The organism is Martinezella sp. CNPSo 3732 (genome assembly GCF_057784515.1).
Genome location: NZ_JBXSOO010000001.1, coordinates 529771 through 549344, shown reverse-complemented (window position 1 = coordinate 549344; position 19574 = coordinate 529771). Strand labels below are relative to the sequence as shown.

Annotated in this window: 20 protein-coding genes; 10 read left to right on the top strand and 10 right to left on the bottom strand. The window is 58.5% G+C overall.

Annotated features, from left to right (window positions below; genetic code table 11):
* Positions 1-4 precede the first annotated feature (4 nt).
* The 10 genes from AC13RM_RS02470 (at position 5) to AC13RM_RS02425 (ending at position 8084) form a co-directional block, all read left to right on the top strand.
* The gene (locus tag AC13RM_RS02470) at positions 5-280 is read left to right on the top strand and encodes a cytochrome C oxidase subunit IV family protein (RefSeq protein WP_374817585.1); all 276 of its coding nucleotides are present in this window, start codon (positions 5-7) and stop codon (positions 278-280) included.
* Positions 281-479: 199 nt separating this feature from the next.
* Positions 480-635, top strand: a complete 156-nt coding sequence (locus tag AC13RM_RS02465) for a hypothetical protein (protein ID WP_374817583.1) — start codon at positions 480-482, stop codon at positions 633-635.
* A gap of 137 nt (positions 636-772) precedes the next feature.
* On the top strand, positions 773-1024 hold the full coding sequence (locus AC13RM_RS02460; protein WP_374817581.1) for a YMGG-like glycine zipper-containing protein: 252 nt from the start codon (positions 773-775) through the stop codon (positions 1022-1024).
* Between the two features lie 278 nt (positions 1025-1302).
* Positions 1303-1599, top strand: coding sequence for a DUF982 domain-containing protein (locus AC13RM_RS02455; protein ID WP_374817579.1), 297 nt, complete (start codon positions 1303-1305; stop codon positions 1597-1599).
* Positions 1600-2149: 550 nt separating this feature from the next.
* Positions 2150-2716 carry a (2Fe-2S)-binding protein gene (locus AC13RM_RS02450; RefSeq protein ID WP_374817577.1) on the top strand — a complete coding sequence of 189 codons (567 nt, stop codon included), beginning with the start codon at positions 2150-2152 and terminating at the stop codon, positions 2714-2716.
* The gene (locus AC13RM_RS02445) at positions 2716-3732 is read left to right on the top strand and encodes an FAD binding domain-containing protein (protein ID WP_374817574.1); all 1017 of its coding nucleotides are present in this window, start codon (positions 2716-2718) and stop codon (positions 3730-3732) included. Before AC13RM_RS02450 ends, AC13RM_RS02445 begins: the two co-directional genes overlap by 1 nt.
* A gap of 2 nt (positions 3733-3734) precedes the next feature.
* Positions 3735-6014 carry a xanthine dehydrogenase family protein molybdopterin-binding subunit gene (locus AC13RM_RS02440; protein WP_488554658.1) on the top strand — a complete coding sequence of 760 codons (2280 nt, stop codon included), beginning with the start codon at positions 3735-3737 and terminating at the stop codon, positions 6012-6014.
* Positions 6015-6419: 405 nt separating this feature from the next.
* Entirely contained in the window at positions 6420-7406 is a 987-nt protein-coding gene (locus AC13RM_RS02435; protein ID WP_374817572.1) for a PAS domain-containing protein, read from the top strand.
* Positions 7403-7786 carry a response regulator gene (locus AC13RM_RS02430; protein WP_374817570.1) on the top strand — a complete coding sequence of 128 codons (384 nt, stop codon included), beginning with the start codon at positions 7403-7405 and terminating at the stop codon, positions 7784-7786. The genes AC13RM_RS02435 and AC13RM_RS02430 overlap by 4 nt, the downstream gene beginning before the upstream one ends.
* Before the next feature lie 112 nt (positions 7787-7898).
* Positions 7899-8084: a hypothetical protein gene (locus AC13RM_RS02425; protein ID WP_374817568.1), complete on the top strand. Its 186-nt coding sequence runs from the start codon at positions 7899-7901 to the stop codon at positions 8082-8084.
* Between the two features lie 134 nt (positions 8085-8218).
* Here the strand turns inward: AC13RM_RS02425 and AC13RM_RS02420 are convergent, their stop codons facing one another.
* The 10 genes from AC13RM_RS02420 to AC13RM_RS02375 form a co-directional block, all read right to left on the bottom strand.
* On the bottom strand, positions 8219-9223 hold the full coding sequence (locus AC13RM_RS02420; protein WP_374817566.1) for an inorganic phosphate transporter: 1005 nt from the start codon (positions 9221-9223) through the stop codon (positions 8219-8221).
* A complete protein-coding gene (locus AC13RM_RS02415) occupies positions 9223-9840 on the bottom strand; it encodes a DUF47 family protein (protein ID WP_285172644.1) in 618 nt (205 codons plus the stop codon). The genes AC13RM_RS02420 and AC13RM_RS02415 overlap by 1 nt, the downstream gene beginning before the upstream one ends.
* Positions 9841-9980: 140 nt before the next feature.
* Positions 9981-11030 (bottom strand): sn-glycerol-3-phosphate import ATP-binding protein UgpC, encoded by a 1050-nt coding sequence (locus AC13RM_RS02410; RefSeq protein WP_374817564.1) that lies wholly within the window; start codon positions 11028-11030, stop codon positions 9981-9983.
* Entirely contained in the window at positions 11030-11878 is an 849-nt protein-coding gene (gene ugpE / locus AC13RM_RS02405) for a sn-glycerol-3-phosphate ABC transporter permease UgpE (RefSeq protein WP_374817562.1), read from the bottom strand. The genes AC13RM_RS02410 and ugpE overlap by 1 nt, the downstream gene beginning before the upstream one ends.
* A gap of 9 nt (positions 11879-11887) precedes the next feature.
* A complete protein-coding gene (ugpA, locus tag AC13RM_RS02400; protein ID WP_374817560.1) occupies positions 11888-12769 on the bottom strand; it encodes a sn-glycerol-3-phosphate ABC transporter permease UgpA in 882 nt (293 codons plus the stop codon).
* A 66-nt stretch (positions 12770-12835) separates the two neighbouring features.
* Positions 12836-14146: a sn-glycerol-3-phosphate ABC transporter substrate-binding protein UgpB gene (gene ugpB / locus AC13RM_RS02395; RefSeq protein WP_374817558.1), complete on the bottom strand. Its 1311-nt coding sequence runs from the start codon at positions 14144-14146 to the stop codon at positions 12836-12838.
* A 157-nt stretch (positions 14147-14303) separates the two neighbouring features.
* Complete coding sequence (locus AC13RM_RS02390) at positions 14304-15104, bottom strand: inositol monophosphatase family protein (protein WP_374817556.1); 801 nt, start codon at positions 15102-15104, stop codon at positions 14304-14306.
* 37 nt (positions 15105-15141) lie between these two features.
* Complete coding sequence (locus tag AC13RM_RS02385) at positions 15142-16206, bottom strand: ABC transporter ATP-binding protein (protein WP_374817554.1); 1065 nt, start codon at positions 16204-16206, stop codon at positions 15142-15144.
* Positions 16203-18440, bottom strand: a complete 2238-nt coding sequence (locus tag AC13RM_RS02380; RefSeq protein WP_374817552.1) for an ABC transporter permease — start codon at positions 18438-18440, stop codon at positions 16203-16205. Before AC13RM_RS02380 ends, AC13RM_RS02385 begins: the two co-directional genes overlap by 4 nt.
* 90 nt (positions 18441-18530) lie before the next feature.
* A complete protein-coding gene (locus tag AC13RM_RS02375) occupies positions 18531-19559 on the bottom strand; it encodes an ABC transporter substrate-binding protein (protein ID WP_113229220.1) in 1029 nt (342 codons plus the stop codon).
* Positions 19560-19574: the final 15 nt, after the last annotated feature.

The following is a 19574-nucleotide window of genomic DNA, read 5'->3' as shown; positions in this document are numbered from 1 at the left end:
TTAGATGCTGCCACTTGCAAATCCTCTCGTCGTCATCTGGGCAATCTTGCTGGTTTTGCTAAGCATTACTGTAGCGGCAAGCTTCGTGCTGAGCGGGCCGGTGGGCCTCGTCGTCAGCCTTTCGATCGCGGCGATCAAATCCGCAATGATCTATTGGCGCTATATGCATCTGAACGAGCAGACGCCGCTTAACCGCATTGCCGCGCTTGCCGCCGGTCTCTGGCTGCTGATCCTGCTCGGCTTTCTCGGCCTCGATTACTGGACCCGCGCGCTCGTCTAGTCGCGTTCGAGCCCTGTTGGGCGAGAAAAAACACGCAACATTCGCCGGCGGATCATCACGCGCGATCGTGGCAAGCGATGGAGATATGCGCGCCCTTGAAAAGCCTCTTCGGAACATTGTCAGCCGGATATGGTTCTATCTTTGTCAGCGATAGATGCCGAGCAGACAAGCACGGGTGAGTAGCGCGCGAGGAGACCACATGAACCACCACTCAGATGCACGCCGCCGCATGATGATTTTCGTCGCGACGATTTTCGTTCTTGCCTGTCTCATCGCTGTCTATTTCGCCTTTGCCCTTCATCCTGGCGAGCCGGTTCCGCCGGCCACAGGGGCGGTGTCGTCTCAGGCAAAGTGACATCGCAATCGCTTGTGCGCATGCAAAACGGTGGCAAGTGAAATCACATCACTTAGTCAATACGGCTCGCCCTAGCGCAGCCATGACGGCAAAAAGCAGATTAGTCTATCTGGGAGCGAACTGAAATGGAGGTTCAAATGAAAACGTTTATCATTTCCACCTGTGCAGCGTTGTGTCTCACGGCTTGCACTTCGACGGAGCAAGGCGCCGGGATCGGCGCTGCCACGGGCGCCGTTGTTGGCGGCGTAGCAACGGGGAATGTTCGCGGCGCCGCCGTCGGTGCGGCCGTGGGCGGGGTATCCGGCGCCTTGATCGGGAACGTCGCAGGACAGCCCGGCCGTTGCTATTATCGCGACCGCAACGGAAACCGCTACGTCGATCGCTGTTAAGCTCATTGCAGTCTTCATCGGCACGGGCTCAAACTGATCCGGTGGAGGTAAATTTAGCCGACGATGCCTATGTCTGGTTCGATGAGACGCAGGCAGTGAAGCCGCTTGGGATTGAGCACCATCGCGGCGTGCCGGGAACCTATCCCTTCGGTGAATAGACGATGCTTCGGGACATTGATCCTGTCCTGGCCAAGCTCGCTGCGAGCTTCACCTCTTGCGGGGGAAAATGCGCTTTCTAAATTTTTGGACATAAGCATGCCAGGTCAAAGGAGGAAGCAATGATAAGGTACGTGTTTGACCGCCCTCTTTTCGTGAAAAGGAAGCACTTCATTCAAGAAATATGCTGCCTCGACGACATCGTTGATTTCCTTGAAGAATGGCCGGAGGAGAAACGCGGCGTCGCGCATGTCGTTATGCTGCGGGCCTGCAGAGATGCAGTCGATGGTCGGTTTCCATTGAGCGCCGTGAGGAAGAACTTCGAGCGGTTCCTGAAGAAGAATGACATGCTGGCATCGATCGAGGAGTTTCCGCTTCGCCCACAGAGGGCCAGCGATCGCAACATCGGTGGCGTTTGACGCTTTCGCACATCGTCGGCGAGATTACGCATCATTGCGACGGAGATTCTGCCCGCTGCTTGACCAGCTGCATCCCGGCAGTCTGAAGGTCTCTCATGCGGAACTTCAACAGCCGCTGAGTGTTTCCTGTAGATGTCGGACAATGATTTTCATGTGCGCTGGGATGCATCCGCGTCATCCGCGGCCGCCACTGAGCTGGGTCGAAAAGGGTTAGGACATCGTTCGTTGGCGAGAACACGATCGCGGCGGGCATTTCGTCAGCATGGAAGTGCCGGACCTCCTCGTCGCCGACCTCCGAGATTGGGCGGCGTCTTGAGCCAATATCCATAGGAAGGTCAATGATATTGTTGACGCGGAGAACAAGGGCGATTGACTGAGCGAGATGATCTCGTGCGAAGTCGCCGGGAACCCTGTGGCGAATTCACGGTTAGACGTGCTCACGACGGCCTTTCGGGCCGTGTGGTCCTCCTGCTGAAATCGCCATCGGAAAGGGTATCGGATGTCTAATCCAGAAGAAGCCTCAGCCTCGGGGGTTACGAGGCGCACACTCTTGGCGGGGACAATCACGTCTGCAACGGCCATTTCAGTCGGTGCTGCCTCGAAGGAGGAAAAGGCGCGGCTCGCGGCAGCATCGACGCAATCCACGGTCCCGGTAAAGATGAAGATCAACGGCCAACCCTATCAGTTCAGCGTTGACCCGCGCACGTCGCTTCTGGATCTCCTTCGTGACCATGCGGGCCTGACGGGCACAAAGAAGGGCTGCGACCACGGGCAATGTGGAGCGTGCACGGTGCTCACCGATGGAAAGCGGACGTTGTCCTGTATGAGTTTCGCGGCGATGAATGACGGGCGCAAAATCACCACGATCGAAGGTCTTTCGTCGGCCGATGGACATCTGCATCCGATGCAGCAGGCGTTTATCGACCACGATGCCTTCCAATGCGGTTACTGTACGCCTGGTCAGATCCTATCCGCAGTTGCCTGCGTGCACGAGGGACATGCCGGCAACGACGCCGACATTCGCGAATACATGAGCGGCAATATCTGTCGATGCGCCGCTTACCCCAACATCCTCGCTGCCGTGCGGCAGGCCCGCGATGAGATGGAGAAGCTCTGATGCTACCTTTCAGCTATCAAAGTGTTCGCGATGTCGGCAGCGCCATCGCAGAGGCGGACGAAGCCAAGGAAATTCCGCCGACCGCTGCATCGTCACAGTTCATCGCGGGCGGCACGAACATGTCCGATTACATGCGGCTCGGGGTCAATCGACCGTCGCATCTGGTGGATATCAACTGCATCAACGATCGATCATTGAAAACGATCGAGATCGGTGATCCCGACATTCGTCTCGGGGCTCTGGTCCGCATGAGCGAGGTCGAGGACAATCCGGAAATCAACCGAAGGTGCCCGATGCTTGCCGAAAGCCTGAAGCTTGCAGCCAGCCGGCAGATCCGCAACATGGCCAGCCTTGGCGGCAATGTGCTGCAGCGGACGCGCTGCGAATATTTCCGCGAGATTTCATGGCCTTGCAACAAGCGTGATCCAGGCTCCGGCTGCGCAGCCATCGAAGGCTTCAACCGGCAGCATGCGGTGCTCGGAACCAGCGACTCCTGTATAGCTACCTATCACGGAGACTTTGCCCAGGCGCTGATTGCTCTCGATGCCTCGGTCGACATATCAGGGCAATCCGGCAAACGCCGTATCCGCTTTGCAGAACTGCACCGCCAGCCGGGCGATCGGCCGGATATCGAAACGACGCTGCGGCCGGGCGAGGTCATTACCGCGATCGTCGTGAATGTTCCTGCCTGGGCTGCACGATCTCGTTACCTCAAAATACGCGACCGCCAGTCCTATGCCTTCGCTCTCGCTTCCATAGCCGTCGCGATCGACCTCGATGGAGACATCGTGCGCGATGCGCGTATCGGTCTTGGCGGGTTGGCTACCGTTCCTTGGCGCGCCACGGCGGCCGAGGAGGCACTCCGGAACAAGCCGCTCACGGAGGAAAGCGCCTCACTGGCAGCGCAGGCCGCTTTTGTGAACGCACAGCCGCGCCGGCATAATGCCTTCAAGATCGACCTTGGAAAACAGACATTGGTGCGGACCTTGCTTGAGGTTCGGGAGATGAGGATATGACCATGAACGAAGCCGCACCACCTGCAAAGGAAAATATGGGTGAGCCACTGCCGCGGATCGACGCCCACCTGAAGGTGACGGGAAAGGCATCCTATCCCGCCGACATTCCGGTCAACAATCTCGCACATGCGATGTTGGTGACGAGTGCTGTTGCGCGCGGTCGTTTGACATCGCTGCATCTGGACCAGGCGCGGGCCGTGCCAGGTGTAATTGACATCATTACCCATGAGACCATCCGAGATGAGCTGGAAGCACCTGAATTCGGGGCATCAGGATCGACTTCCATCGGACCTCTCCACGATACGAAGATCTGGCATGACGGCCAGATCATTGCGCTGGTTTTGGCCGAGACCATCGAGGCCGCCCGCGAAGGCGCCATGCGCATCACCGCCGACTATGAGGCGGAGAAGCCGAGCACGAGCTTCGGGTCGGAGGGCACGGAAACCGTGGCTGCGGCAGAAGCGAGCAAGCAGTTCAAGGAAGACGTCAAAGCGGGCGATTTCAACGCCGCTTTTGCTGCCGCTGACGTCAAGATCGACGCCGAATACGAGATGCCGACGCAGCATCACAATCCGATCGAACTGTTTTCTACGACGGCTTATTGGCAAGGGGATGAACTCGTCGTTCATGAACCGAGCCAGAATGTCTACGGCTGGAAGGTCGAGATCGCGCGGCAGCTGAAGATCAAACCCGATCAAGTGAGGGTGGTCAGTCCCTACATCGGCGGTGCCTTCGGATCGAAGGGGCCGATCACGCCGCGAACGGCCATCATCGCGTTTGCCGCACGCAGGCTGGGCAGGCCGGTGCGATGTGTCGTTACCCGACCGCAGGCCTTCACCACACAGACCTACCGTGCCGAAACGCGCCACCATATCCAGATCGGTGCGACGCGCGACGGCAAGATTACTGCTCTAAAGCACGAGGGTTGGGAGGTGACGTCCCGTCCGGATCCCTATGTGGTCGGCGGGACGAAGACGACCGGCCTCATGTATGATTATGGATCGGTACTGACCAAGGTTTTTCTGGTCAAGGCGGACAGGCCGACACCGAGCTATATGCGGTCCCCACCGGAAACACCCTATGTCTATGCACTGGAAAGCGCCATGGACGAGATGGCGGTTGCTCTCAACATGGATCCGATAGAGTTCAGGCGCATCAACGATGCCGTGAAGGAGCCGATCGAAGGTCGGCCCTTCTCCAGCCGCTCGCTGATGGAATGCTACGACGAGGCCGCCCGCGAATTTGGCTGGTCGAAGCGCAACCCGGATGTGGGCAGCATGCGGGATGGCGACTGGCTGGTCGGCATGGGCTGCGCGACGGCGATCTATCCGACCAATATCGCGCCTTGCGCAGTTCGCATCACCCTGACCGACGATGGACGGGCACGGGTCCAGACCGCCTCCCATGAAATCGGCACCGGGGTACGCACGATTGCTGCCCAGCTTGCAGCGGAGCAATTGGGGCTCGACGTAAGCGCCGTCGAAGTCGAGATGGGCGATACGCGGCTTCCGCCGGCGCCCGTTGCAGGCGGCTCGAATACTACCGCCAGCGTCTCTTCAGCGATCATCAAAGCTTGCGGAGAAATCCGCGAAAAGCTCGCCCATGCCGCGGTGACATCCAATGACGGGCCACTCGCAGGCCGCGATCCGAACTCGATCACGCTGCGAGAGGGTAAGCTCGTCATCGGCGAGAGCTCGCAGGGCCTCAAGGACGCTTTGAAGCAGTTGGGAGCCGGCGTCATCGAGCAATATAGCGAATTTCGTCCTGACGCTGCTTCGGCAGAAGCCGTTTCCAACCTTTACAAGGGCAAGCTGGAAATGGTGAGCGGCGATCAGGGCAAGAAGGTGAAATATGCCTTCGGCGCTGAATTCGTCGAGATCCGCGTTCATCGGAGAACCCGGGAAATCCGCATCCCTCGGATCGTCGGCGCCTTTGGCGCTGGCCGGATCATGAATACGCGGACGGCTCGCAGCCAGCTGATGGGCGGGATGATCTGGGGAATTTCGTCGGCCCTTCACGAAGCGACCGAATTCGACCGGCGCAATGCCTGCGTTGTCAATCGAGATCTGCAGGACTATCTCGTGCCGGTGAATGCAGACATCCAGGACGTAAAAGTCATTCTTGTGTCGGAGACCGATCGGGACGTCAATCCGGCGGGCGTCAAGGGACTTGGCGAACTTGGCAATGTCGGAACGGCAGCCGCGATTGCCAGTGCAGTCTACCACGCCACCGGCAAGCGTATCCGCAGACTCCCGATCCGCATTGATAATCTGATTGGCTAATTTCAACGAAGCGCTTTTTCGCGCCAAGGCGTACTTGTTCCTATTGGCGGAGTACGTGGGTCCGACTCAAGGACTTTCATAGTATCTGAAAGGCATATGCTTGGGTTCTGTCAAAGGTGGAAAGAATCTTGATCATAGCTTTTCACGGTTGACCCTGCCAGACAGTCGTACACTTCTTCGGCCCTATGGATTCGGCCGCAACAGGTTAAACGAGGGCATGTCGATGAGCTCAATAAAGAGGGCGGGCTCTATCCCAGGGCTCGCGTGGCGAAGAAGAGCGGGAAAAGCGGTCAAATTACTTTGACGGCATCGCCTTCGTTGCGGGTCTTGCCAGTGCTCAGCCGGCCATTACTTTTAGCAGAGAACCTGCGACACATGTTGGGTGCGTCTGTTGGAGGAATGGGAATGATGCTGGAAGATCTATACCGCCTCTTGCGAGCCGGACATGTCCAGGCGCAGGGCGTGGTCGACACGATGACGCAGCCCATCGTCGTCCTTGATCAGAACTTGTGCGTCGCAACCGCAAACAATGCATTCTTGAAAACCTTCGAGGTGGAGCGCGACGATATTCTGGGGGAGAATTTCTTTGATCTCGGCAACGGTCAGTGGGATATTGCCGAGCTTCGGCAGCTGATCGCCGCGGTTATCCCAAAAGCAGTTGCTGTCATCGGGTACGAAGTCGCGCATAATTTTCCAACCATCGGCCAGCGTACATTCCTCGTCGATGCACGGCGTCTTGTGCACCCGGATGACAATAGCACCAATATCCTTGTCCTCTTCGACGATGTGACCGAAAGACAGCGGCACGAGGCCGAGCAAGATTTCATCATTTCGGAAACGCGCCATCGGATGAAGAACCTTTTCGCGGTCGTGCGATCCCTTGCCATGCGGATGGATGCGGAAGATCTCACCGGCGTAGACTACCGCGACCGTTTCCTAGGGCGCCTTGAGGTCACTCTCCGTGCTCAGGAGATCGCCGCCATCAATGAAGCAAGCGACTTTAAAACCCTGTTGGGGCAGTCGGTCAGTGAGCCTGGACTGGATCGTCTCCATTGCGAAGGACCCGCCGTCCAGATCCCAGGTTCGAAGATCGTACCGATCAGCATGATGTTCCACGAGCTGACAACGAATGCGTTGAAGTACGGTGCACTATCCGTTCCAGACGGTGCGTTGCGTATCGAGTGGTCATTGGAGGATGGACCGGAAAGCCAGTCGTACTTGGTATGCCAGTGGCGCGAAATAGGCGGCCCTGCGGTCGCACCGCCGAGGCGAAGAGGGTACGGTACCGATTTGATCGAAGGCACATGCCGACATCTTGGCGGAACGGTGGAACTTAACTTCGATCCAAAAGGTTTGGCTGTCATCATCAAGCTCCCTTGGAAACGTTTATGAGCGAACCTAAAAATGGCGATGTTCCACCTGGGATCGTTCTTGTGGTTGAAGACGAGTTCTTTATCGCAATGGAGCTGGAAAGCGTGTTGACCAGAAGCGGGTTTAAGGTCCTGGGACCGGCGAGTTCGGTCGATCAAGCCCTCGACCTGCTAAGGAACCAACGTCCAGATGCTGCCGTCCTGGACGTTACTCTCGGCGGCGGGAAGGTCACACCTGTCGCCGTGCTATTGAAGTCATGGGACGTTCCGTTCGTCCTCGCCAGTGCGAGCGATGCAGCAGAACTTGCTCGGCACGATGTTTTGGCCGAGGCGCCCAATCTCGGCAAACCAACCGACATGAAACGTCTTGTCGACGTCGTTCGATCCCTTTGCAGGCTCTGAGATTATTCGGGATCAGGAATGCCAACTCTTTCGATCATCCAGGCGATGCGTGGGAACCATCTTAATGCGGAATAGTTCCGTCCAGCAGATGATCACGTGGGAAAGGGCTGTCATGAAGAAGCAGAAGCACGAAGAGACGACAGATCCCCCTCGCTCGCGACCAGGGAAATATGAGGAGACCGAGGGCGCGACCGGTGCGGTGGAAAAGCCGGCCATCCCGCCAGTCATGAAAAAGGGAGAGAAGCCGTCTCCCGAGAAAAACAAGCAGAAGGACGATGCCGCCGAAGAAGGAGACTGAACCTCGCAGTCACGCAATAGGGCTTAGAGCAATTCCAGGAAAAGTGCGAAGCGGTTTTCCGTCCGGAATTGCGAGAGAATAAAAGGATAGAGCGTTTTCGCGATTCGGAGAAAAGCAGAAACGCTCTAGCGGCTTTATCCCATCCAGTTCGTGATCCAGTAGGCTATTGCCGAGATAGCGGCTGCCGCGGGCAGGGTGATTATCCATGCGACGACGATATTGCTCGCCAATCCCCATCGAACCGCCGAGACCCGCCGCGCGGCACCGACGCCGACGATTGCGCCTGTGATCGTATGCGTCGTTGAGACCGGAATGCCAAGCCATGTGGCGGCAAACAAGGTCAAGGCGCCACCGGTCTCAGCGCAAAAGCCCTGCATTGGATTGAGCCTGGTGATCTTCGAGCCCATCGTATGCACGATCCGCCAGCCGCCAAACAGTGTGCCCAGCGCCATCGCGGACTGACAGGATAACACGACCCACAGGGGCACATGGAACTCCGCTCCGGTATGGCCTTGGGAGTAGAGCAGTACGGCGATGATGCCCATCGTCTTCTGGGCGTCGTTTCCGCCGTGGCCAAGGGAATAGAGCGAGGCGGAGGCGAATTGCAGGACGCGGAAGGTGCTATCGACGGCGAAAGGCGTCTGGCGAACGAATATCCATGTCACGCATAGGACGAGGAAGAGCGCGAGTACGAAGCCAAGCAGTGGCGACATGACGATGGCGCCGGCCGTCTTCAGCAGGCCGGACCAAACAATGGCATCCACGCCGATCTTCGCCACGCCAGCACCGACGAGGCCGCCGACCAGAGCATGCGACGAGCTTGATGGAATGCCGAGTACCCAGGTCACGATATTCCATATGATCGCCCCCATCAGGGCGGCGAAGATGACCTGTGGCGTGACGATGTTAGGATCGATAATGCCGGTGCCGAGGGTTTCGGCGACGTGGAGCCCGAAGAACAGGAAAGCGATGAAATTGAAGAATGCGGCCCATAACACCGCATATTGCGGTCGCAGGACCCTTGTCGAGACGATGGTGGCAATTGAATTGGCGGCATCGTGCAGCCCATTCAAAAAATCGAAGAACAATGCCACCGCGATGAGGCACACCAGCAATGGGAAAGCGAGAGTGGCCTCCATCAGACGTTCTCGATTACGATGCCGCTGATTTCATTGGCGACATCCTCGAAACGGTCGACGACCTTCTCCAATTCACCGAAGATCTCGCTGCCGATGATGTAGGCCATTGGGTTGGTGGCGCCATGCCGGCGAAAAAGATCTTTTAGACCTTGATCGTGTAGTTCATCGGAGCGCCCCTCGACTTTTACGACCTCTTCGGTGAGCGCGCTGAGGCGAGACGAGTTGGCACTCATGCGATCAAGGAGAGGGATTGCCTCGGCTACCAATTTTGCCGCCTCGACGATCACTTTGCCCATTTCCTGCATGCCAGGATCAAAACTGTCCTGCTCGAACAGCCGGATCGTCTTGACCGTCTTATGCATCATGTCGATCGCATCGTCCATTGACATGATGAGATCCTTGATGTCGCCACGGTCAAACGGCGTGATGAAGCTGCGCCGAGTGGCAAGCAGAACTTCGCGCGTGATGTCATCGGCCTCGTTTTCGAGCTCAATGATACGCTGGCAGTGCTGCTCAGTGTTTTTGCCGGCCAGCAAAGCGTTCAGAGCTTCCGCCGCGCTGACGACCGCGCGCGAATGTCGAGAGAAAAGATCAAAAAAACGGTCTTCTCTCGGCATCAGTCTACGAAACCAGTTCACTTTCGGCACTCCAAACAGGTGTTGTCACAAATCCGTCATAAATGACGGAGCCTGACATGGAAAGCCGAGGCATCCGCAAAACGACGCTCTCTGACAGCGCATCACAAGATTTGAACTGCTTATACGGGGTCTAATCGGTTCCCGTGACCATCGAAGAAATGCAGGCTCCCGGCAGAAGCGGCAACCACGCATTCGGTGTCCATTGCGATCCGGGACCGCCCCGAAACTCGAAAGACGATGGTTTGGCCGTCCGCCAGGGCACCGTAGACATAGCTTTCCGCCCCAACAAGCTCCACCGCCTGGACACGCACTTTTGCGCTGAACGCCGCATCGCTTCCGCCGTCGGCCAGGTGAAGATCCTCGGGCCGGACGCCGATCGTCGTGTTAGCGCCGCTAAGGCGGCCGCCAGGCGAAAGCGCAATTGTGCCGTTTTCGGTAGGTTTTAGAAGATTCATCGAAGGCGAGCCTATGAAGGTCGCAACGAAGGTGGTGGCGGGTCGTTCATAGAGTTCGATAGGTGTGCCGACCTGTTCGATCCGCCCGCCATTCAAGACGACCAGGCGATCGGCCAGCGTCATGGCCTCCATCTGGTCATGGGTGACATAGACGCTCGTGGTCGCGAGAGATCGTTGCAGCCGTCTGATCTCGACACGCATCTGCACCCGCAGCTTGGCATCGAGATTGGAGAGCGGCTCGTCGAACAGGAACGCCGCCGGCTCGCGCACAATGGCGCGGCCCATCGCTACGCGTTGCCGCTGACCGCCGGAGAGTTGCCGTGGTTTGCGATCGAGGAACGGTTCGATTTCAAGCGATCGTGCTGCAGACTGGATGCGCTGGTTTATTTCGGCTGCTGGGACATTCCTGTTCTTCAGGCCATATGCCAGATTCTGACGCACGGTCATGTGCGGATAAAGCGCATAGTTCTGAAAGACCATCGCGATGTCGCGCTCTGAGGGTTCCAGGCGATTGACGATACGGCCGCCAATATTGATTTCGCCTGATGTAATGGCTTCAAGGCCCGCGATCATGCGCAGGAGCGTGGACTTGCCGCAGCCGGAAGGTCCGACCAGGACGACAAGTTCGCCATCGGCGATATCGAGCGACACGCCCTTGATTGCGTCGATGCCGCCGTAGCTTTTACGGACATCCTTGAGAATGATTCCGGCCATTATTTCTCCGTCTCCACCAGACCTTTGACGAACCAGCGCTGCATCAGCACCACGACGAGGATGGGCGGAATGATCGCCAGGATCGCCGTGACCATCACAAAATTCCACGGTGTCGCCGCATCGGCGAAATCCACCATCTTCCGCAGCCCGATGATGATCGTCGACATCTTCGCGTCATTGGTGACCAGGAGCGGCCACAAATATTGCGTCCAGCCATAGATGAAGAGGATCACGAAAAGGGCTGCGATATTGGTCTTCGACAGCGGCAACAGGATATCGCGCATGAAGCGGAATGGGCCGGCATTGTCGATACGGGCGGCTTCCAGCAGTTCACCCGGCACCGTCAGGAAGAACTGCCGGAACAGGAATGTCGCCGTTGCCGATGCCATCAGCGGTAAAGTCAGACCTGCATAGGTGTCGATCATGCCAAGATCCACGATGACCTTGTAGGTTGGCAGGATGCGTACCTCCACCGGCAGCATCAACGTGACGAAGATCATCCAGAAGAACACCATCCGCAGCGGAAAGCGGAAGAAGACGATGGCGAAGGCCGAGAGAAAGGAGATCGCGATCTTGCCGGCGGCGATGACGACAGCGACGACAAACGTATTCCACAGCATCCGTTCAAGGCTGACGCCGACCACGCGCTCGACACCGCCGTTCAGCGCCTCGCCATAGTTTTCGGCGAAATGGCCGCCGGGCAGCAGCGAGATCGGCGGCCGCAAAATCTCGGCTGATGTCATCGTCGAGGCGGCGAACGTGTAATAGATCGGGAAGGCGACGATGACGATGCCAAGGACCAACATGAGATGGCCGATGAGATTGGCGACTGGACGCTTTTCGATCATCGGTTAACCTCACGCATAATGCACCCGCTTCTCGACGAAGCGGAATTGGAATGCCGTCAGCGCTATGACAATCACCATGAGGATGACGGACTGAGCCGCGGAAGAGCCGAGGTTGAGATTGACGAAGCCGTCATTGTAGACCTTGTAGACGAGGGTCTCCGTCGCCTTCGCCGGTCCGCCGCCGGTGACGGCATGGATGATGCCGAAGGTGTCGAAGAAGGCGTAGACCGTGTTGACCACGAGGAGAAAGAAGGTCGTCGGAGCCAGCAGCGGAAATATGATGGTCCAGAAGCGCCGGTTGCCGCGCGCACCGTCGATGGAGGCGGCTTCGAGCAATGATTTGGGGATTGCCTGCAGCCCCGCGACGAAGAACAGGAAATTGTAGCTGATCTGCTTCCAGGCGGCGGCAACGATAACCAGCACCATGGCCTGGTTGCCGTTCAGTAGCGGGTCCCAGGCAAATCCGTTGCGGCGCAGAATATAGGCCAAGGTGCCCATGGCCGGATTGAACATGAAGAGCCAGAGCATGCCGGCGACGGCGGGCGCCACCGCATAGGGCCAGATCAGCAGCGTGCGATAGAGTGTCTGCCCGCGCACCACCTTGTCGGCGGCGGTGGCGAGCGCGAGCGCGACAATCATCGACAGCAGCGCTGTCGCGACGCTGAAAATCACCGTCACCTGCAGGGAATGCAGATAGGTCCCGTCAGACAAAATCGCGCGAAAATTCGCAAACCCCACGAAGCCGCTCTTCAGCCCGAAGGGGTCTTCGCGCTGTGTCGATTGATAGAGCGCCTGGCTCGCCGGCCAGAAAAAGAAGACGACCGTCAGGATGATCTGCGGTGCGACCAGGAAATAGGGAAGAATCTTGTTTGGAAAGACGACGCACTGCACGGCGATCTCCTGTGATGGGGAACTGCCCGCAGCCTTGGCGGCCGCGGGCCAAACCGTATCAGTGCATCAGTTGCCGATGGCTTGCTGGATAGCGGCATTGCCGCGTTCGACGGCCTTGTCGAGTGCCGTCTTGGCATCTTCCTTGCCGGCCAGCATCGCCTCGAACTCCTCATTCATGATGTCGCGCACCTGCGGCAGGTTGACGAGGCGAACGCCCTTGGAGTTGGCGGTCGGAGCCTTGCCGAGCATCTGCAGGATCGGCGTTTCACGGCCAGGATTTTTGTCATAGAAACCGGATTTCTTGGTTTCCTCGTAGGCGGCCATCGTCACCGGCAGATAACCGGAAACCTGATGCAGGCGTGCCTGGATCTTGGTCTGCGACAGGAAATGGAAGAACTCGGCGATGCCCTTGTATTCGGTATCGCTCTTGCCCGCGAAAACCCAGAGGCTGGCGCCGCCCGGGATGGTGTTTTGCGGCCGGCCTTCACCATCATAATAGGGAAGCTGGCCGATACCATAATTCATGCCGCTCTTGATGATATCACCAAGACCGCCCGACGATTCCGTCAGAATGCCGCATTCTCCTGACGTGAAGAGCTGCTTGGCCTCCGAGGTGCGGCCGCCATAGCGGAAGGTGCCGTCCTTGGCGAGATCGGCGATCGCCTGGAAATGCTGGACGAAGAGAGGCATATTGAACGCCAGCTTGACGTCGGTGCCGCCGAGACCATTTTCGTTGGAGCCATAGCTGACATTGTTCCAGGCGGCGAAATTCTCGGTCTGGATCCAGGTGAGCCAGGTCGAGGTGAAGCCGCAGGCCGATGCCCCGCTCGACTTGATCTTCTTGGCAGCGTCGAAAACCTCCGGCCAGGTTTTCGGCGGGTTCTCTGGGTCGAGCCCGGCCTTCTTGAAGATATCCTTGTTGTAATAGAGAATCGGTGAAGACGAATTATAGGGGAAGGACAGCATCGTGCCGTCCGGCTTGGAATAGTAGGAAACGATGCCGGGCAGATAGAGCGACTTGTCGAATGTATAGCCGCCCTTTTTCAGAACTTCAGCCGCTGGCATGATCGCGCCTTCGGCACCCATCATCACGCCGCTGCCGGCGTCGAAGACCTGCAGGATCGCGGGCGCCTGCTTGGCACGAAACGCGGCGATACCGGCATTCAGCGCTTCCGGATAGGTGCCCTTGAACACGGGAACAATCTTATAGTCCTTCTGACCCTCGTTGAATTCCTTGGCCAGTTGCTCGACGACTTCGTTGTTGGCGCCCGACATGGCATGCCACCATTGCAGCTCGGTCACTGCAAACGCGTGCGACGTTCCTCCGAATGAAATTGCAGCCGCTACAAGGCAGCTCCACGCGAGGCGATTAGGCATTTTTCCTCCCATTATCATCTCTTCCTTGAAACGGTTTGGTCGATCCTCCTCGATCGGCCGACCCGCATTGCGCTACACTGCCGCCGGATGTGACGGTCAACTTGCAAGCGCGTTCATCTAAACTAATATCTGCTCAGCTCTTGTCTACCGTGAAAACTTATAAGCCAGCTATCTTTTTGAGATCGTCGATCGCGCCCGGAGCGGCACCCAGAACCACCGATCCCTTGGTCAGACGTTCACCTTCCGTCGGGAAGGGATGGTACCAGCCGCCGGCTTCCTTCACGAGGCAATAGCCGGCCAGGCAATCCCAGGCATGCATATAGGGTTCGTAATAGCCGACCAGTCGGCCGGCGGCGACATAGGCGAGCATCAAGGCGCCCGAGCCGTTGCGGATGAAATTGCCCCCGGCTTCGAGAACCTGCTCGACCATTTTCGCGACGAAGGCCGGTGAGACATGGTTGTTGGCGCCGATGCCTGTCACGGCGTTACGGATATTGCGCGATGCATCCAGCTTGAGGCTTTTGCCGTTCAAGGTGGCACCTTTGCCGTGCGCGGCGACGTAAAGCTCATCGTGGCATGGTGCGGAGATGACGCCGATCACGGGAATGCCGTCATGCAATACTGCGATGGAAACGCACCAGTTGGGCATGCCGTTGACGAAGGGACTTGTGCCATCGATCGGATCAACGACCCAGGTGTAGCCGGAGCTGCCCGTTTCCAGCCCATATTCCTCGCCGAGAATGCTATCTTGCGGGTGCGCTTCATGGATGCGTCCACGGATGAGATTTTCAACCTCCCGGTCGGCGATCGAAACGACATCCTGCGGGTCGCGCTTGGTTTCGATGATTAGGGTCTCGCGGCGCTTGAAATAGTCGAGAGCGAGCTTGCCGGCCTCGCGGGCGATGGTCTCGGCAAGGGCGAGACGTGCTTCAAGATCGGCGAGGGGAACGGAGGTCATGCAATTATGTCCTTAATCATCTGATGTTTGACGGCAATCAGCCGCCGATGACGGCAATGCCGCGATCCTTGAAAGCGATCGTGACATCGGTGTGGGGAGGAAGGGCGGAATCGACCGTGGCATCGACAACGAAGAGCGATCCGCGATCGGTCTTTACCTCATACTCGACGTGATCGCCGAGATAGGCGGAATGAGTGATCTGGCCATGGAACTGGCCGTTGCCTGTTCCTGGCGTCAGAATGATTGCGTTCGGCCGTACGGCGAGCTGAGCGGGGCCGTGTTTGACGGAACGGCTGTTGACCCGGTGGCGAAGTCCCTGGATCGCGATCATGACGCCATCGCCGTCGGTTTCGACGACATCGCATGGCATGACATTGGCCTCGCCCATGAAATCGGCAATAAAGGCCGAGGCTGGGGCATCATAGAGCTCGCGCGGCGCGCCCTGCTGCGCAATGCCGCCATCCTTCATGACGATAATGCGATCGGAAACGGCAAGTGCTTCGTCCTGGTCATGGGTCACATAGACGGCAGTAAAGCCGAGCCGTTGCTGCAATTCGCGAATATCCGTCCGGACGCGCCGACGCAGCCGGGCATCAAGATTGGAAAGCGGCTCGTCGAGAAGCAGCACCTGCGGTTCCACGACCAGCGCACGTGCCACGGCGACGCGCTGCTGCTGACCACCGGAAAGCTCGGCCGGAAGACGCGCGCCCATGCCGGCAAGGCCGACAAGACCAAGCGCATCCTCCGCCTTCTCGCGTGCTGCCTTGCGTTTCATGCCTGAGGATTCCAATCCATAGGCGACATTGTCGAGCGCCGTCATATGCGGAAACAAGGCATAGCTCTGGAAAACCATCGACACGTCACGCTCGTTGGCCGGAAGCATGGTGACATCCTTGCCGCCAATCAGAATGCGGCCGGAGGAGGGGTGCTCCAGCCCCGCCAGCATGCGAAGCGTCGTCGTCTTGCCGCAGCCGGAAGGGCCGAGCAGGGTGACGAGCGTACCGGGCTCGATGGTGAGCGACAGGTCGGGAATGGCAGTAAACGCACCAAACGTTTTTCGAACATTCTCGAAGACGACGGAACCGGGAGCCTTCGGATTCATGCGGTTTTCTCCTGAACGATGGATGCGGGCGCGGTCGGCGACGGCGTCATCGCGACACGGTTTACGCGTCGCAGCCGCCTTTCTCCGACGAGCAGCTGGAACCCGGCAATGACTGATATCATGACGACGATAAGGGCGGAGGAATAAGCGATTGCGACGCCATACTCGCCGTTCTCGACCAGGCCGACGATATAGGCCGTGGACATGTTGTACTGGGCGCTGACGAGGAAGATAACGGCGCTGATCGAGGTGATGGCCCGTACGAAGGAATAGACGAGTGCGGCGGTAATCGCCGGCCGCAGCAGCGGCAGAATTACTTTCCGGATGGTGCGCAGGCTGTCGGCCCGCAATGTCAGCGATGCTTCGTCGAGGCTCTTGTCGAGCTGGCTCATGGCGGCAACGCCGCCGCGCACACCGACCGGCATGTTGCGAAACACGAAGCAGGCAACGAGAATAAGCGCCGTTCCGGTCATCTCCAGTGGCGGCAGGTTGAAGGCCATGATGTAGCTGATGCCGATGACCGTGCCGGGGATGGCAAAGCTCATCATCAGCGCGAATTCGAACAGGCCGCGACCGACGAATTTCTGGCGCACGATCAGATAGGCCGTCAGCAGACCGACGGCAGCCGTCAAGGGTGCGGAGATCAGGGCGATCTCCATCGTCGTCCAGAAGGAGTTCCAGGCAACGCCGGTCCAGGCGAGGCCACCATCGTCGCGTAGGCCGATCGAGAAGGCCTTGACGTAATGTTCCACCGTCAGCGTGTTGTCGAGACCCCAGGTGCGGACAAAGCCACCGAAGAGGATCATGACGTAGACGACGACGGTAAAGATCATCCAGGGGATGACGAGCGCGTGGACGGCGATCGAGAGGCCGCGGGGCAGGGCGCTGTGAGCACCCGAATCGCCCTTCCCCGTTACCGTCGCAAAGCTCTTGCCCTGTAGCCAGAGGCGCTGCGCGAGGAAGGCGCTGAGCGTGAAGACGAGCAGGATCATGGCAAGGACTGCCGCGCGCGACGGATCATTCTGTGCGCCGACGACACTGAAGAATATCTCCGTCGACAGAACCCCGTGGCTGCCGCCGAGAACCATCGGATTGCCGAAATCCGCCATGCTTTCGATGAAGCCGATCAGGAAGGCGTTTGCGAGGCCCGGCTTCATCAGCGGCAGGGACACCCGCCAGAAGGTGCGCCAGCGATTGGCGCGTAAAGTTTGGGAAGCCTCTTCCATCGACGGGCTGACGCCTTCGACCACGCCGATGAGGACAAGAAAGGAAATCGGCGTGAAGGAGAGAACCTGCGCGATCCAGATACCGGTCAGGCCATAGAGCCAGCGGCTGGGTTCCGTTCCGAAAATCGAAGCGGCAGCCTGGGTGACGACCCCGGCCCGTCCGAACAGCAGGGTCAGCGCCAAACCGACCACGAAGGGCGGCGTGATGATCGGCAGGATTGTGAGAAGCCTCAGTCCCTTCTTGAAGGGAAAGCGCGTGCGGGTGGCGACAAGGGCAAAGCAGAGCCCGAGCAAGGTCGACCCGCTTGCCGTCAAGATGGCAAGCCAAAGCGTGCGCCAGGCGATGCCGCAGCGGTCGCCGCCGACAATGCAGCTGAGGCTCCAGATCGACGGGTCCTGGACGTTCGTCGTGAAGCCACTGGGATCGAAGGATCCGTCTAACGACTGGAAGGCTCCGGCGAACATGCTGCCGACGGGATAGAAGACGAAGATCGCAACAAGGACGATCAGCATGGTAATGGCGCTGACGACGAAGGCATCGCCCTTCATCGCGCCGCGTTCGGCAAGGCCGAAGGAAAAGAACAGGACGAAGACGATGCCAAGGATAATGGCGCCGGCACCCATCGCTGGCTGGCCGTCTGCCAGCGCGCCGAAGATGGTCTCGCAGATCGACCAGCTCCAGCCCGCCGACGTGATCGCTAGTCCCTGCAGCGACAAAAAGGTAAAACCCAATGCACCGGCAAGCGCCATGAGCGCACCGCGCGACATCGGACTGGATATGAAGCGCGCGATGCCACCGAGCATAAGGAGCCCGGCGGCGATCGCGAGCCACCATCGGCCGTAACTGGCGATCTGCAGGATTCCCGGCGCTGTGGAGGGATCGCCGGGAAAGCCGCTCAGCCAGCCAAGGCCGAAGAAGCCGCCCTCTATGCGATACCATGGGAGTAGTATCAGGGCAGCGATGCCGAAGATCAGCGCAACATCCAGCCGGCGTTTGCTATTGGTCATGGTCGGATTCGCATCCCATTCAGCAAAATTCAGAGATGAAGCAGGCCGGACGCACGAGGAACCGGCCTGCGAGGGCAGTCGAAAAAGCCGTCAGTTGGCCTTGGCGCCGATTTCCTTGTCCCATCGGGCAAGCAGGGCCTTGCGGATCGTGGGATCGCCATATTTCTTGAAGTCGTAGTCGATCAGCTTGATCTCCTCGAATTTCGGAGCCTCCTTCGGCACCTCGGCCGACTTGTTGGAGGGAAGCTGGTAGGACTTGGCATCCTTCATGTGCGATTGCGCCTCGGCGCTGAGTGCCCAGTCGTACCACTTCTTGGCGTTATCGAGATTTCTGGCGCCCTTGATGATCGACATGGAGCCGATCTCGTAACCCGTGCCCTCGCACGGTGCGACCGCCTTGATCGGAAAGCCTTCGACGGTCTGTGCAACCGCGTCGTGCATGAAAACGATGCCGATCGTCGATTCCCCGCGAGCTGCCGCCTTCACCGGGGCGGAGCCCGACTTGGTATATTGCGAGACATTGGCATTGAGCTTCGAGAGATAATCGAAGGCCTTGTCCTCGCCCATGATCTGCACGAGTGTCGCCAGCGTATTGTAGGATGTTCCCGACGAGTTCGGATTGGCGATCTGGATCTCGCCCTTGTAAGAGGGGTCAAGAAGGTCGGCCCAGCATTTGGGCTCCTTCAAGCCCTTCTTCTTCAAGATATCCGTGTTATAGCCCCAGCCAAGCGCTCCCGCATAAACGCCGACCGTGCGGAAATTGGCGCTTTCGGCCTGCTTTTTCGCCCAATCCTGAAGTTGGTCGAAAAGCGGTGATTTATATTCCAGCGTCAGGCCCTCGGCGGCGGCCTGCAAATGAGGGTCGCCGGTTCCCGCCCACCAGATATCCGTCTTTGGATTGCGCGCCTCGGCGCGGATTTTAGCATAGGTTTCGCCGGCCGAAAGCCGAACCATATTCACCTTGATGTCGCTCTGCTTCTCGAAGAGCCCCTTCATCAAGTCGCAGACTTCCGGATCTGCCGAGCAGATTACGTTCAAATCGCCTGCGGCATGCGCCGACCAGGCAATAAGCGATATTCCCGCAGCAAGGGTCGCCGCGGCCAATTTGACCAAACGCATGATGTCCTCCTGCTA